At 43.3% G+C, this 16298-nt stretch carries 12 protein-coding genes; 5 read left to right on the top strand and 7 right to left on the bottom strand.

Features of this window, described 5'->3' with window-relative positions; translation table 11 throughout:
- The first annotated feature begins 126 nt into the window (after positions 1 to 126).
- Positions 127 to 663, top strand: coding sequence for a DUF4924 family protein (locus B050_RS0121810; protein ID WP_018476089.1), 537 nt, complete (start codon positions 127 to 129; stop codon positions 661 to 663).
- Here B050_RS0121810 and B050_RS0121805 read toward each other — a convergent pair.
- The gene (locus tag B050_RS0121805) at positions 660 to 2591 is read right to left on the bottom strand and encodes an AAA domain-containing protein (protein ID WP_018476088.1); all 1932 of its coding nucleotides are present in this window, start codon (positions 2589 to 2591) and stop codon (positions 660 to 662) included. The genes B050_RS0121810 and B050_RS0121805 overlap by 4 nt on opposite strands.
- Before the next feature lie 72 nt (positions 2592 to 2663).
- On the opposite strand from B050_RS0121805, the gene B050_RS0121800 reads away from it, so the two are divergent.
- Both B050_RS0121800 and B050_RS0121795 read left to right on the top strand, forming a co-directional pair.
- Positions 2664 to 3269: an acyl carrier protein phosphodiesterase gene (locus B050_RS0121800; protein ID WP_018476087.1), complete on the top strand. Its 606-nt coding sequence runs from the start codon at positions 2664 to 2666 to the stop codon at positions 3267 to 3269.
- On the top strand, positions 3256 to 3705 hold the full coding sequence (locus B050_RS0121795; protein WP_018476086.1) for a hypothetical protein: 450 nt from the start codon (positions 3256 to 3258) through the stop codon (positions 3703 to 3705). The genes B050_RS0121800 and B050_RS0121795 overlap by 14 nt, the downstream gene beginning before the upstream one ends.
- A 183-nt stretch (positions 3706 to 3888) precedes the next feature.
- On the opposite strand, the gene B050_RS0121790 is transcribed toward B050_RS0121795, so the two are convergent.
- The 3 genes from B050_RS0121790 to murI form a co-directional block, all read right to left on the bottom strand.
- On the bottom strand, positions 3889 to 4941 hold the full coding sequence (locus B050_RS0121790) for a M42 family metallopeptidase (protein WP_018476085.1): 1053 nt from the start codon (positions 4939 to 4941) through the stop codon (positions 3889 to 3891).
- Positions 4942 to 5037: 96 nt separating this feature from the next.
- Positions 5038 to 6921, bottom strand: a complete 1884-nt coding sequence (locus tag B050_RS0121785; RefSeq protein ID WP_026236089.1) for an amidophosphoribosyltransferase — start codon at positions 6919 to 6921, stop codon at positions 5038 to 5040.
- Positions 6922 to 7272: 351 nt separating this feature from the next.
- Complete coding sequence (gene murI, locus B050_RS0121775; RefSeq protein ID WP_018476082.1) at positions 7273 to 8079, bottom strand: glutamate racemase; 807 nt, start codon at positions 8077 to 8079, stop codon at positions 7273 to 7275.
- Between the two features lie 385 nt (positions 8080 to 8464).
- Between murI and B050_RS0121770 the strand changes: the two genes are divergently transcribed.
- Positions 8465 to 8827 carry a hypothetical protein gene (locus B050_RS0121770; RefSeq protein ID WP_018476081.1) on the top strand — a complete coding sequence of 121 codons (363 nt, stop codon included), beginning with the start codon at positions 8465 to 8467 and terminating at the stop codon, positions 8825 to 8827.
- Positions 8828 to 9632: 805 nt separating this feature from the next.
- Positions 9633 to 11030 (top strand): sigma-54-dependent transcriptional regulator, encoded by a 1398-nt coding sequence (locus B050_RS0121765; RefSeq protein WP_018476080.1) that lies wholly within the window; start codon positions 9633 to 9635, stop codon positions 11028 to 11030.
- A gap of 118 nt (positions 11031 to 11148) precedes the next feature.
- On the opposite strand, the gene B050_RS0121760 is transcribed toward B050_RS0121765, so the two are convergent.
- From B050_RS0121760 to B050_RS0121750, 3 genes are all read right to left on the bottom strand, one after another.
- Positions 11149 to 13704, bottom strand: coding sequence for an ATP-binding protein (locus B050_RS0121760; protein WP_044203238.1), 2556 nt, complete (start codon positions 13702 to 13704; stop codon positions 11149 to 11151).
- A gap of 425 nt (positions 13705 to 14129) precedes the next feature.
- Entirely contained in the window at positions 14130 to 14759 is a 630-nt protein-coding gene (locus B050_RS0121755; RefSeq protein ID WP_018476078.1) for a DUF975 family protein, read from the bottom strand.
- A gap of 67 nt (positions 14760 to 14826) precedes the next feature.
- On the bottom strand, positions 14827 to 16197 hold the full coding sequence (locus tag B050_RS0121750; RefSeq protein ID WP_018476077.1) for a cystathionine beta-synthase: 1371 nt from the start codon (positions 16195 to 16197) through the stop codon (positions 14827 to 14829).
- Between the last annotated feature and the right edge of the window lie 101 nt (positions 16198 to 16298).

The following is a 16298-nucleotide window of genomic DNA, read 5'->3' as shown; positions in this document are numbered from 1 at the left end:
TGGTTTAGTAGCATAAGCACCCAACATATTTACTTAAACCGACCATGGCAGCTACTCAAATTCACCCTTTTGGCTTGAAGATTCATGGATACAAGCCTATCTTTGGCCTTTTAAACCGATAGAAAGATGCAAAAACTAGCCGACAAGAAGAAAAAAGAAAATATCGGAGAGTACATTATTTATATGTACCAAATGGAAGATCTCCTCCGCTCATACCAGTTTAATATGGAGGAAGTTAAGCAATATGTCATCTCTCATTACCCTGTGGATGAGGCCGAAAAAGCAGCTATTTATCAGTGGTTTGAGGCCTTAGCCAAGACGATGCAGCAAGAAAACCTTCAGGAGCAAGGTCACCTCTCTGCCACGCAGGATATCGTGGATCAACTGGCGGCTATTCACTGGCAGCTCCTGAAAGAAGACAAGGAGTACTTTGCCCTTTACCATCAGGCCAAACCTCATATCATCAATTCTATCCTCGCAGCGGAGGGCAGAGATATGGGGCATGAAATACAGCTCTGCCTCAATGGTATTTATGGCTTATTACTATGTCGTCTCACCGGCAAAAAGCTGGATAAAGAACAAGAAGATGCCGCGCAGGCATTTGGAGGCGTTTTATCTTATCTCAACCTGGTCTACCTCCAGCGGGAACAGCAGGAGCCTTAAAAGTCCATAAACTCATAAACGCTCTTATACAAGCCCTTATCCGTCACAAAATCCAGAAATTCTTGGTAGAAAGTATCCGTGGATAGCGTCGCACTATCGCCCACCACAATGAGCTTTCTTTTGGCCCGGGTAAGGGCTACATTCATCCTCCTATAGTCTCCCAAAAAACCAATCTCCCCCGTCTCATTTGATCTCACCAAGCTCAACACCACTATATCCCGCTCCTGCCCCTGAAATCCATCGATGGAGCCAATGGTCGTTTGATCTTCCAGCGACCTCAGCGACTTAAACTCTTCCTCCTCATCAATCAATTCGTTTATTTTCCTCACCTGCGCCTTATAGGGTGAGATGATCCCAATACTATAGCCCTGCTCTTTGACTTGGTCCAGGCCTAGTCTGTCGATCAGATTGCTGAGGATTTTGAGGCAAAGCTTGGCTTCTTCCGTATTAAGCTTGCTTAGGGAGTCTTTTTCGAGATGCTCTGAAAAACCGCTGCCGGCAGTGTCGATATATTCCATTACTGGCTCTTCGGGCTGGAGCTGATGAAGCAGTGCCGAGGGAGACGCTTTTAACTGGCCCTTATAAAATCGATTGGCAGGAAACTCCATTATCAATTGGGGCATGCGATACTGCAGGCTAAGCATCTGGCTGTTTTTAGGATTTCTCTTAATGACCTTTTCGAAGAGTGTTTCACTCAGTCCCGCCCTGGCGGCCTCATAGCTTTTGATGGTTGGAGGAAGCTGGCAATGGTCTCCTGCCATCACCACCTTATGGGATTTAAGGATCGGTATCCATGTGGCAGGCTCGAGCCCCTGGGCTGCTTCATCAATAAAAACCACCGGGAAGCTCATCCCCTTGATGCTGGAATGTGCCGCCCCCACCAAGGTGGTAGCGATCACCTGAGTCTGCTGGAAGATATCATATATAATATACTCTTCCAGCTGCTGAGCCGCTTCTTTGGCATGAGTAGCCTCTGCCAAAAGCTCCTTTCGCTGGGCTCTTTCGGCTGCGCCAAAATTCCTTTTAAACTTCCTTCCCTGTTTTCTAAATTCATCCACGGAGCGCCGAAGCCTCTTGAGGTCCTTAAAGCTGCTATGCCGGCTTATCCTGGCATCCAGAGTGAGCTCAAGAATCTGATCATCCACCCGCGCCGGATGCCCAAGACGGAGGGCATTTAACCCTGAGGAAGCTAGTTTCTCCACCAACAAATCTACCGCCGCATTGCTAGGTGCGCAGACCAGCACCTGATGGGTACGCTTGCAAGTGTGCTGAATAGCCTCCACGAGGGTGGTGGTCTTCCCAGTGCCCGGAGGACCATGAATCACCGCTATATCCTGCGCCTGTGCCACCAAGGCCACCGCTGCCTCCTGACTCTCATTGAGAGTAGGCTGGACATCAATAGCTTTGGTATCCTCGCTAATAGCTGCCGGAACAGCCCCTAGCAGGATCTCCTTAAGCTGCCCAAGCCTGCCTTCATGGGCCTTGATCACAGACTCCATTGCCCATTGCATTTCCTTATAACTAGCCTCGTCAAACTGTAAGTCAAGGCCTAGCTTCCCATCATGAAGCCAGTCCGGCCATTCCCTTCCTGTAAGGGTCAGCACCATCGTATTCTTTTTTACGGAGTTGATGACCGCTCCTGCTCGCAGCTGTTTTCCTTCCGAGGCATTGCTAAATAGAGCGACGGATTTGCCTGACTGAAAACTATGAGATTGAGTACTCGGAGATTTTTCGAGATGGATGATCAGCCTTTCCCCCATTCCCACACGGGTTTTGGTGATCTGCACAGGATACCAACAGATGCCATCTTTGATTTTATCTGTGATGGATGCCCCGAGCGTTTTTGCTCGATATTGCTCTAGCTCTTCCTTCCACTCGATCTTTAAAAGTTTTAAAGTATTTTCTAATTCCTCCTGTATTTTCGACATCAATGGCTATTTTTAATCTATTAAGCAAATGTAACGAATCAGTCTTATTCCTAAACTAACAGGCACCCTACTTTGAACTTTTTAGCGCACGCATATTTATCATTTGACCAGCCAAAGGTACTTTTGGGCAATCTAATTGGGGATTTTGTCCGTGGCCCTTTGAAGGAGCATTATGAAAAAAACATCGTTGTGGGTATCCGATTGCATCGGGCTATCGACAAATTTACGGACTCACACCTTCAGGTAAAGGAAGCCCAAAAACTACTCAAACCCACCTACCAGCGTTATTCTCTTGTGATCACCGATGTTTATTTTGATTATTTCTTAAGTAAATATTGGGCAGATTATGACCATCGATCGATTGAGGAATATGCCCAATGGGTGTACGATACCGTGGATCAAAATGCGGAACTGCTGCCTCAAAACTTTTTGTACATGTTTCATTATATGAAGACTGACAATTGGCTGGTACAGTATGGCACCATTCCAGGAATGAAGGCTTCCTTGACTGGCATCTCTAAACACACTACTTTTGACTCAAAGATGGAAACAGCGCATCTGTTTTTGCAGGAAAATGAGGCCGAACTAAAGCATTATTTCGACTTGTTTTTTCCCGACTTGATTGCTTTTTCCAAAAGCAAAGTAGAAGAATTATCAAAAAACTATGATTCATTGTAAACCAAAACGTGCCACTTATATTTCTTTAGGAATTGTCGTCACCATACTCATTGCAGGTCTGAGCTATATCCTGCACGATTTCAGCTCAACACGATCTTTTGGTTTGATTTTCTATCTTTTTAGCGCCGTCTTACTTACTGTCGTTATCCTTTTGATCCTAGTGAAAATGATGGCAGGATATCGCTTCATCACAGCCGAAAAAGACAGCATCACCCTACGTCTCCCATTACGTGGGTATCATCGCAAATACCCCCTAATGAATATATTGGCCTGGCAGGAGGATATCGTGATTACCAATAAGAAAGAATTCAGACAACTTACCTTGGTTTTCGAAGACAAAAACTCCTGTACTATCAGTAATCATGAGCACACCCAGTACCTAGAATTTTATAAGTATCTAATGAAGAAGGTGCCCAAAAAAAAGGTAAAGGCTTAGGTCAATTCAGGCCTTGAATAGACGCAATATCATTCGACCCTAAAAAAAACAAAGCTGTCTCAAAAGCCAGTAAGGCATTATATCTCGGACAAAAGAGATCCTCACACCTATTATGAACTTCTGAAACAGCCTATCCTCCTCCTGCAACAGGGGAATAGCCTATTACTTAAAGGAACTTCTTCCTCAATGCTTCCAATCGTATTGATCTATATTTTCTAAGCAGGCATTAAGTAGGGCAATGCTAGCAGCGATATCCTCTTTATGCGCCATTTCGATCACTTGATGGAGATGGCGGGTAGGAATGGAGATGGCTCCGGCTATCGCTCCCTGCTTACCCATACGCTGTACACCAGCAGTATCGGTACCTCCGGCAGTCAGGATTTCCGGCTGCCATTTGATATTCTTTCCAGCGGCGGTTTCCTTCATGAAAGCCACCATTCTATAATCACAAATAGTCATCGCATCCATCACCTTAATGGCAGTTCCCTTGCCAAGTTCGGTGATCTTCTCATGTGGAGAGGCTCCAGGCACGTCAAAGGCAATGGTGGTATCCAAAGCAATCCCAAAATCAGGATTGATGGAGTGTGCTGCCACATTTGCCCCACGCAATCCCACTTCTTCCTGTACCGTAAAGGTCGCATAAACATCATAAGGAGGGTTTTTCAGCTCCTTTAGGGCTTCCAAAAGGATATATACGGCCACCCGATTATCGATAGATTTGCAGTTGACACAGTCGCCCATCTCCACCAATTCACGATCTCTAGTCACAGGATCACCTATCTGAATATATTGCTCTACCTCTTCCTTGCTCATTCCCAGGTCGATGAAGTAATCCGTGGTTTTAGGAAGCTTTGTTCTTTCCTCAGGGCTCATCACGTGGATGGGCTTACTGCCCATTACACCTACCAGGTCCTTTTTGCCATGTACGATTACTCGCTGCGCAGTCAGGGTTTTGGGGTCAAATCCTCCCAGGGTATGAAATCTCAAAAATCCATTATCATCTATATGTGTCACGATAAAGCCTATCTCATCCATATGGGCTGCGACCATTACCCTTTTATTTTCAGGATTGTTACTTCCTTTTTTGATGGCAATGACATTGCCCAGATTATCCACCTTCACCTCGTCCACTAGTGGGGTCACTTCCTCTATGACCAGGTCCCTGATTCGCTTTTCAAATCCCGGGGCACCAGCGACCTCACAAACTCTTTTTAACAGAGAAATATTAGTACTCATCTTTATTAAAATTTTAGGGTAAAAAAACCAATGACTGCTAAAATACAAAAAGGCCATTGTAAAAATGGCCTTTTATAAAATATAGAATTAATATCCTTAATATGCTCGGATCACTTTGCCCTCCATGAAGTTGACAAAGGACTTATTCACTACTCTCATCCCTCCAGGAGTTGGGAAATCACCGGTAAAGTACCAGTCTCCCAGATGCTCAGGACAAGCTTTGTTCAGGTTTTCTACCGTCTGATAGATTACCTTTACCTCTGCATTCACCTGCTGGGAAGTGATGATTTGGGCGATTTTATCTGAAATTTCCTGAGGTTCGAATTTACTGTAAACATCCTTCACGAAATTCTCTCGAGAATCAGGGGAAGCTACACATTTCTCATACACCTCATCCAGGATATACTGCTGACCGCTCTCCTCTATCAAGGCTAAAGCAGCCCTAAAAGCAACAAACTCCTTCATCTTAGACATATCAATCCCATAACAATCCGGGTACCTGATCTGCGGAGCAGAAGACACCACGATTATTCGTTTAGGATTTAGCTTATCCAGAGTGGTCAATATACTTTTCTCCAGGGTAGTTCCCCTTACAATGCTGTCATCCAGCACCACGATGGTATCCACTCCCGACTTGATCACCTCGTAAGTCGTATCATAAACGTTGGCCACCATGACGTCGCGGTCATTATCATTGGTGATAAAAGTCCGCAGTTTCACATCCTTATTTACCAGCTTCTCGACACGAGGCCGGAAGTTCAGCAGGTCCTCAATATTCTCCAGATGAGGCTTACCTTCGAGCAGAATCTCTCTTCTCTTGGCACTAAGATAATCCTCCAAGCCTTCGATCAAGCCCAAAAATGCGGTTTCCGCAGTATTGGGGATGTAAGAAAACACCGTGTTTTTAAGATCAAAATCAATGGCTTTGAGGATTTGGGGGATTAAAGCCTTTCCTAATTTCTTTCGCTCTCTATAAATATCAGGATCTGTTCCTCGGGAAAAATAAATACGCTCAAAGGAGCAGGATTTCTTTTCTAAAGCAGGAAGAATTTCATGCTCCCCAAAAGATCCATCCTTATTTATGATCAAAGCGTGTCCTGGGTTGATCTCCTTGATGGAGTTATAATCAATATTGAAAGCTGATTTAATTGCAGGCTTTTCGGAAGCCACTACTACGATCTCATCGTCTGCGTAGTAGTAAGCGGGGCGAATTCCAGAAGGATCTCTTACCACAAAACTAGCTCCATTTCCTATGATGCCGGCCATGGTATATCCACCGTCAAAATCTCTGCAGGAACGTCTTAGTATTCTAGCCACGTCCAGTTCTCTTTCGATTACCTCTGTGATCTCATGATTACTATATTCGTCTTTATATTTGTCAAAAATCCTTTGATTTTCCTCATCCACAAAATGACCGATTTTCTCCATTACGGTTACAGTATCGGTTTTCTCTTTAGGATGCTGCCCTAGCTCTACCAGCTTACTGAAAAGCTCCTCCACATTGGTCATATTGAAGTTGCCGGCCATCACTAGGTTACGGCTTCTCCAGTTATTCTGACGGAGAAAAGGGTGACAAGTTTCTATGCTATTTTCCCCGTGAGTACCATATCTGAGGTGTCCCAGCCATACTTCACCAGAGAAAGCAATATTATCCTTAATCCATTCGGCATCGTTCATGCCATCATCTCCACCGCCTTTTTTAGCCTTTTTATACTTCTTGGCTACTTTATTGAAAATAAAATTTACAGCTTGGGGATCCACCGAACGGTACCTGCTTATATAACGGGTACCTGGTTTACTATTGATTTTAATATTGGCAATACCGGCTCCATCCTGTCCTCTGTTGATCTGCTTTTGCATCAGAACGTATAGACGATTGGCAGCATACAGAGGTGTACCATATTTATCAATATAGTATTGAAGTGGTTTGCGGAGCCTTATCATGGCGATACCGCATTCGTGTTTTATTTGTTCACTCATCGGGTATTAGCAAGTAGTAAATTAAGCCACAAAGTTAAACCTTTTTTATAACTTTATCCCAAACCAATGGGAGCTTTAATAACTGGATTCACGCTATAAAAATTCCGTAAAGCCTAAAATTTTACCCGCCTCACAAAATTGTAAGCCGAAAAAACCTCTAAAAACCTTATATAATGCGTATTAGCAGCTTTTTCAATTAAAAATAAAAATCCAAAGTAGGTCCCCAGCACCTGAGATTTTGCGGGCAAAGCATTCAAAACCAATTGGGTAAAAAGAAACACTTTTATACCTATACCCCTTAAAAACTCCAGCGGATTACTCCTTCATTCCTGAATTCAACGTAGCAGAGGCCTATTCCCATAGCGGGTATTTCTCTAAGCTTACCTCCTTACCAAAAAATAAATTGGTGGTATGCTCAAAAGAGGCGGTATAATCCGATACCAAAAAGCGATCTTTTCCCTTCTCCCCCGTATTTAATAAGGCTGCACTCTCCAAATATTCCCTGACCGCCTTGGCCAGTAATTCGGAACTGTCTATAATCTCTACCGATTCCTTATAATACTGATCGATCTGTGGCTTGATCAAAGGATAATGGGTGCAACCCAAAATCAAGGCCTCTATCCCCTGCAGTTCCTCCGCTTCCAGGTAAGTCTCAATAATTGCCTGGCTGATTTGATTATTATGAAATCCCTCCTCCACCATCGGGGCCAGTAAAGGCGTGGCTAAGGCAGAAAACTTCCCTGATCTATTCAATGCTTCAATCTTCTGACGATACACACCCGAGTTTACCGTCTGCTTGGTACCGATCAAGCCCACTTTCTTGTTCTGAAAGGCCTCATCGACATATTTTACGACAGGCTCTATCACATCAAAAACCACGGCTCGGCTAGCCACATAAGCTTTGACTAGCTCATAGGCTGCAGTGGAAGCGGAATTACAGGCGATCACTATGATTTTGCAGTCAGCTTTTAGCAGCACATCAGCTATTTTGACGGCATAGGCCTGGATAGAGGCGGTACTCTTGTCTCCATAAGGCAGGTGAGCAGTATCCCCAAAATATATTAATTGCTCATTTGGCAATTGATTTTTGATGGCTCTGGCAACGGTGAGCCCTCCGATTCCGCTATCGAAAATACCTATGGGTGAATGTGCTTGCATATAGGAAAAGTCTGTCTAGGATCCTTTATATCCATGCAAAACTACTCAAAAATTATCCCCTGAGCGCACGTGCCCAGGGGAATTTTTGCAAGCAAAGAGTTACAGATTTAATTAATTAACCAAATATAATAAAATCCGGTTTTCTAACAAAAAAGTGTATCTTAGAAATAATTACTCACATCCACCTGAATACCAACACCTTCCAACTATCCACAACCTGTGGAATATTGCCTCAGAAAATTAACAGTTTATCACCTTCCAACTGCCACTCAGGCCTTTAGAAGCCATATTAAGCATTTGGTCTAGTTTTAGTATTCTTTCTGGTCACCAGACTTATTGACAGAGTATCACTCGACATTAATCTTATCACCAAATCCCAATTGCCATGAAAATCCGCATCTATATATCTTTCCTTGCGTTGGCAGCTCTTATAGCTTGTTCATCCCCCAATAGCGAAATTTCGCCAACTAATAAGGCCAGTCACGCCACCGCCGTCAACGCCGTCGTCATTACCAGACCCGTTGAAAAAACCACCCTTCCAAAACCCATCATTAACGCTATCTCTTCCAATGAGGTTTTTTCACAATTAGAATTGGTGGAAGCCAATGAGGTCACTCAAAATCAGGACACTGTTTATGATCTCACTTTTGAGGATGAGGAAAATTTTATCATTCGAGCTAAATTCTCCAGCGAGGGAAAGTTAATTCCTTATTATAATAATATCCCTACAGAAATGGCCTTGCCCTAAATGGCTCTGACCTTCGATCAATAGGCCTCCAAATCCCAGGTCAGCCGCTATGATTTATAGGCAACTGCCCCTTCTATCCGCCGGGCTTAAGGATACTTACCATTACTTTTCCACATTATTGACTGCTGCTTCGCAGCAAATTTATTCTACTCGCCGTCCATTTGCTTTCATGAATAGCGTATTGTCTTCAGAATCGAAGCGATCAATTAAATCTATTCGCCATGGCAATATTAAGCGATCATGAAAAACATTTTTATAAATGGGCATCCTACTGAAAAGTGAATATGACCTGCATCGGTCATCAAGCTAAAATCTTTACTTTCCCCTCCCTCCTATTTCTTGTACTTTATTAATCCCAGGAATGAGAGCCTGGTGGCTGGCTAAAAATAAGCTTCCTTACGGGGCGAAATCAATTGTTCTATTATAAGAATTAAAGATAGAACCCAACTTCCAGGGGACAATGAGGGTCTATTGGCTAAAAAGTAAGGAGGAAAGTTATTTTGTTCTACGAGGTAAAATTAAACAAATCTCGGTACTAAAAACCAAAATCACTTTAGATCATTCAAACTGCAATAATCAAAACGTATAAGCAACTATAATCGAATTTGCAAAATTCACGTATTTTATTGTGTTAAGCTTACAAAAATAATAGTTATTTTAGCAGGGAGTAACACCAACGTTTTTATTTTACCCTAAAGTTATCACCAGTGAACTAGTACATTACGGCATAAAACCAATCATCAGCATCGGTAAGTCAAAAAATGGCACAGTTTCGGCTTTGAGGTACCCTTATTAAAATATCCCTATGGCAAACGCAAAGATACTTCTTATAGAGGATGATCTAACCTATTCGAAGATCATAAAGAATTTCCTGGAAAAACACAGTTATGAGGTGGATAAAACTGCCAAGATTGCTGAGGCTTTTCTATTAATGGAAAAAGTAGAATATGATTTAGTGATTACAGATTACCGTCTTCCTGATGGTACCGGGATGGAAGTATTGGAGAGGGTGGTGGATAGATCCAGCAATACCCGCGTCATCCTAATCACCAACTATTCTGATATACGTACTGCTGTTCGTTCCATGAAACTGGGTGCAATAGAATATATCACGAAGCCCGTAAATCCTGATGAACTGCTCGCCACGGTAAAAGAAGCACTAAAAAGCCCTGCTCAGCGGCCTATGAATGCGGCCTCCAACAGTGAAAACAGCAGCAGCACTTCTTCTGCCTCCTCCACCCCGCGCAAGCAGATGCAGGAAACCAGCGAATATGTGGTGGGCAAAAGTCCTGAATCCTTACAACTAGAACAATATATATCCCTCGTGGCTCCCACAGAAATGAGTGTGGTGGTCCTCGGAGAAAGTGGAACTGGAAAGGAGTTTATCTCCAAAAGAATCCATCAAAAATCCAGTCGAGCCAAAGGTCCTTTTGTCGCCATTGACTGTGGAGCCCTCTCAAAGGAGCTTGCCGGAAGTGAACTCTTTGGACATGTCAAGGGGGCTTTTACCGGAGCATTAGAAAATAAGACAGGTCACTTCGAAATGGCTAATGGCGGGACAATTTTCCTGGATGAGATCGGAAACCTGAGCTATGAGGTCCAAATCAAGCTCCTCAGGGCCATTCAAGAGCGTAAAATCAAAAAAATAGGCGGCACCAAGGACATCCCTGTGGATGTTAGAATCATAGTCGCCACCAATGAAGACCTCTCAAATGTCGCCAAAACGGGGGAATTTAGAGAGGATTTATATCATAGACTGAATGAATTTAGCCTTAAATCCACCCCATTGAGAGAGCGGGGAACGGACCTCTTTCACTATGCAGATATCTTCCTCCAGCATGCCAATGCTTCTCTGGGCAAAGACATCCTAGGATTTAGCGAGGAGGTAAAGGAAATATTCAAGACCTATAGCTGGCCGGGAAACCTTCGGGAGCTTAAAAACATCATCAAAAGAGCCGTGCTACTGACCACCGAAGAGTATATCCAAAGGGAAGCCTTGCCAGTGGACCTCATGCTCCCAGAGAATAGCAGTGCGCAAAACAGCAGCACCAATGACCTCAAGTCCTCATTTGAGGTCCAGGAGAAAGCGATGATCATCAAGACGCTTTCGGAGGTAAAGCATAACAAATCCAAGGCTGCAAAAATCCTGAATATAGATCGGAAGACCTTATATAATAAAATCGAAAAGTACGGGATAGAATAAACTCACTCTCCTATAAAAAACATAAAATACTGCGGGAATTGCTCCGCAGTATTTTTTTTGTGTCTATATCTGAAAACAAGAAAAATCGACCATCCCGGGACAGCCAAGGTATTGTTTGCTAAAGGACTTTTGAAAGGAGATTAAAGTCCGTGAGAATCTGATCTATGACTTGCAGGGTCTCCACTTTTATCTGATCTACCATGGTGGATGCATGGCTGGTATTTCCCTCTTTCAGGTCGTATTCCAAGCCACGCGCCATGGTCGCACTCTTGATCTTCATTTGACCCAGCCGAGACCCCAGCTGATGAGCTATAGCTAGGACCTTATCCCATTTCTCCTCATGCGCATACTGATCCAGCAACACCAAATCCGCACTGGTCGTGGAGCAAAAATCAATCAGCACCTCATGCATCATATCGGTGTCATCCATGCAGAATTTCTTTATATCTTCCACCGAATAGCCATGAGTGGTGATTTCTGCGGTTTGGCTGGGCACAGACTCTGCGATCTCAGAGACCCTAATAGTCTTAGCTTCGAGATTCAGCGCCTCCCCGATCTTAGTCAAAAGATCTGCCTCCTTAAAAGGTTTCAGCACGATAGAATCAAAACCAGCATCGGAAAGCTTATCTTTTTCCTTGGCAAAGACATTAGCAGTGATCGCCATCGCAGGTAAGCCTGCATATTTGTTATTTGATCGGATGATGCGCAGGGCATCATATCCAGTCACATCCGGCATCTGGATATCCAATAATGCCAGGTCCAGATCGACCTCTTTGAACTGATCTCTAAACTGCGTACCGCCCAAATAATGATATACCTTGGCACCATTACTCTCCAGGAGCAGTTTGGCAAACTTAAGGCCTACAGGATCGTCGTCCACCAGTAATACATTCAGCCCATCAAGGCTGTAATAATTATCCACTGGCTGATTTTCCAATACGGCCGGCGCGACTAGATCAACTGGTATTTTAATTTTAAAAGTGGTTCCATGTCCTAAGGTGCTAAGCAGTTCTATTTTTCCTTTCTGCAAGTCCAGCATCCTTTTTACAATTGCCAGACCTAGGCCAGTGCCCCCGTATTTCCGGTTGATGGAATCATCTCCCTGGTTAAACTCCTTAAAAATATTTTCCTTAAACTCCTCCGTCATACCAATCCCGGTATCCTCCACAGAGACATTAAGGTAGTTCTTTTGGTAATTAATATTCACTCGAACGAAGCCCTCTTCAGTAAATTTGAGCGCATTACTGACTAGGTTATTTAGAATTTGTCGTATTCTAAGCTCATCCCCAGACAGCCATTTATCTTTAGGAAGATCAATATCCCAGATGAAATTAAGTTGTTTTTCTTTCGCTTTCAGCTCAAAGGAATTTTTGATCGCCATAAACAACTTCTCTGGATCAAAGGGTTCTTTTTCTATGGTGATTTTACCTGCTTCCAGCTTGCTTAGATCGAGAATATCATTTACAATTCCCGAAAGGGTATCCGCTGCAAAACCCACCATATTGACATAGTCCGTCTGGTCTTTGGACATTGAGGTCTTGCGAATGGCATCATTATATCCTTGGATGGCATGAAGAGGATTACGAATCTCATGGCTCATATTTGCCAAGAAGTTCTGCTTGGCCCTGGCCAGTTTATCAGACTTCTCCTTTGCTTTCTCCAACTCGTAGCGGTAATTTTCATCCTTATTGATCTCGACCAGAATGGAGTAGATGAAGGCAGAAGAACCAATAATTCCAATAAAAATCAAGACTCCAAGGAGTACAGACACATCAAAAGCAAGGTCGTATAAGGAGTCGTTTTTCTGCTTCACTTCCGCCAAGGCATCATATTGAAGGCTGGAAATAACCGTCTGCGTATCCTCGATCAAAGCCCTGTTTTTGGCATTCAGTTCCTTTTCGAGTTCGGCAAGGCTGGACCTTAGGTGTTGCTCCTGGTAGTTGATATCAATCAAAAATTGCTTCACCGTGTATAGGATAGAATCCGAAGCGTTGATCGGAGTGGTACTAAGAGTGTCAGAGGATTGCTTTGGGCGAAATTGCTTAAACATATCCTTTAGGTTCTCCATCTCGGCGGAAGTCATCAAGCTACCGTTTCTATATTCTTCCCCTTGGCCACCCTTCCTATTGGCCCCATCCTCTTCACCACGATTGGTTCTTCGTATTTTATGATCAAACCGTATTCTCCCAAGGTTTTGGAGGCGGTTGATTTCTTCCTGCCGCTTTATTTTTGTCTCGAGGTTCTTCAGTGCTTCACGGCTAAAGTTCCTATTGAGCAAGTTTTGCTTCACCTCCCGCAGACCATTATAAACGACTACTAACTCATTGATATTATAATTGATCTGCTTGAGATGGTTTTGCTCCACTGTATCATTGGCGTATTGCTCGAGGTAATTCAACCTTTTTTCGATATGATCCAGGTAATTCTCTGTGACGGTGGTATCATTCCTAGTTTCAAAATTGCCCTTGACCTTATCCAATTGATAAACATCCGCTAGCAGGGCATTTAGCTGGTGCATCCGATCACTGGGCTCAGAAAGTGTCTCCACTGTATTGAGCAGTTTATTGATACTGAAATACGTAATTCCGCTGACGCTGAGCACCAAAAAAATGGCCAATAAAAAGCCAATAATTACCTTTTTCCGAGCCTTATGTGTATTTTCCTTCTTTTTCACAATGATCTGAATTTCCACAAACTTTTTTACAAAAACAATACCAGCCAAATTACACCCTCGATCAACACCCTCCTCCTAACCTAAACTGGCACCTTTAAGCCAAAACTACTAGCCTCGCAGCGGGTACAAAACCCTTCTTACCCGAGTTCAATAGTAGAGACCCTATTATATATCTAAAACGCCTCAGGCAATACATAATCTCCTGGGTCGCTAAATCATAGCTTTAACTCTACAACTAGGCAGAATATTGCCTCAAGGCAATAGAACTGATAAATGAAGAGGCTTATTCCAGGAATCACTTTGCGACAGCAAAATAAAACCTAAAATAAGCCCATTATAACTACAAGCCCGAGGCTACTAAAACGCCACAATTGGATTGGTTCCAGTCAGATTCTTAGCAAATCCTTTTACTGAATAATTCGGAATTAATCCTCTGTCAATACCTTATGGGTAATCATCTCAAAAACCACATAGAGGGCATACATGGTGACAGGAAGGGTCACAAAAATCCCAAGAATCAGAAGTGCGCCCAGGAGGTTTATGCCAATAAGAATAAGGATCAATACGAAGAACTTCCACCATCTCACGGTCACCAGTCGGCGGCTATACTCCATAGAGTCCCAAAAATCCAATCCTGCAAAGATATGCATCATCAGCCCCATCGAATACCCTACCATCAGGTACACTCCAGGAATCACCAATAATAGTAAGCCAAAGGCCACCAAAATCTGACTGATAAGCCATATTAGGATGACGGGAATATAGTATTGAAACCCTTTAAAGAAATCCTGATAATTTACATCTTCATCCTGTTTTATTTTGTTAGCAGCTATTAAAAAGCCCGCAAACAATGGCCCTGCTAGAAAAATACTAAATAATAAAGCATATTCTTTTAGGTACACCAAAAACAATAATTCTAATGATATAATAAACCCGGTATATCCTACCGAATAGAGGGGCTGTCTCTTAAACAAGTCCCAAGCAGTGAGCAAAACTTCCTTGACATTAAAATCATAGCTTTGCTCCATCAGCTTTGTCAGCCGTATTCTGTTCATATATGGTCTTAAAAAGAGGCAAACATTTCGCAATGCTTGCCTCAATGAGTACTAAGTGTTATAAATATTATGAATTGGTAATTGCTTCTAAAATATCGTGCTTGGTGATGATATGAATCTGATGAAGGTCATCACGGACCAACACCGCCTTTTCCTTATCCACCATGGAAGAGAGCACGTCTAGGGTGCTATCCAGGGCCACAAATTTCATGGAATCCTCCATCACCTCTTCTACTTTAGCATCCTTAAGCTCTGGATTAGAGATGATTTTGCTGAGTAATTTGGTATCGGTTATGCTTCCTACCACCTGTCCCTCTTCGACCACAGGAATCTGAGAGACGGATTTTTCATTCATCTGTTCAATGGCGGACTTGACGGATTGACCTTTTTGGGCCACCACCAGCTGGTAGCCGCCCTGACGAGCGCTTATAATGTCTCTGGCGGTGCCAAAGGAAGAGTCCTCCAGGAAGCCATGGTTCTTCATCCAGTCATCATTATATACCTTACCTAAATAGCGGGTACCATGATCCGGAAGTAAAATCACCATCACATCACCTTCTCGGAGATGCTGGCGAGCATATTCCAGAGCCCCATGCACTGCCGATCCGCAGGACCAACCGACAAACAAACCCTCCTCGCGGGAAAGTCTGCGGGTCATTACTGCCGAATCCTTATCGGTGACTTTGATGAATTCATCAATTACAGAAAAATCGACATTGGCAGGCAGGATATCCTCACCAATCCCCTCAGTGAGGTAAGGATAAACCTCATCCTCATCAAATTCGCCCGTCTCTTTATACTTTTTAAATACGGATCCATAGGTATCGATCCCTACCGATACCACCTCCGAATTTTGCTCTTTAAGGTATTTTGCGGTGCCACTCATGGTCCCGCCAGTCCCTACGCCAGCTGCAAAATGGGTGATTTTGCCCTCGGTATCCTTCCAGATCTCGGGACCTGTCGTTTCATAATGCGCCTTCCAGTTAGATTGATTATCATATTGGTTGGGATAAAACGAATTTGGAATATCTTCATTAAGCTTTCTGGCAACTGAATAATACGATCGGGGATCGTCCGGGCTCACATTGGTGGGACACACGATCACCTCTGCCCCCACGGCTTTGAGCACGTCAATTTTCTCCTTGGACTGCTTATCAGCCATGGTAAAAATGCATTTATAGCCCTTTGCGATGGCCGCTAGGGCGAGTCCCATCCCGGTATTACCGCTGGTACCTTCTATAATCGTCCCTCCAGGCTTCAGTAAGCCCTCCTTTTCAGCATCCTCTACCATCTTAATGGCCATCCTGTCTTTGACAGAATTTCCAGGATTGAAATATTCTACCTTGACCAAAATATCCCCCTTGATTCCCTTATTTAGCTTGTTTAGGCGGACAAGAGGAGTGTTTCCAATGGTTTCTATTATAGAGTTATAGATCATAATTTTTGGCTCAATTTTCGAAAAAGCAATTTACAATTATTTTTTACAAACAGTTGTTTAACTTAAAATGGTTCCCCACATGAATATGATAAGTGGTATCC

It is taken from the genome of Echinicola pacifica DSM 19836 (assembly GCF_000373245.1).
In the GTDB taxonomy this organism is placed as follows: Bacteria; Bacteroidota; Bacteroidia; order Cytophagales; family Cyclobacteriaceae; genus Echinicola; species Echinicola pacifica.
This window is presented reverse-complemented; position numbering and strand designations above follow the sequence as displayed.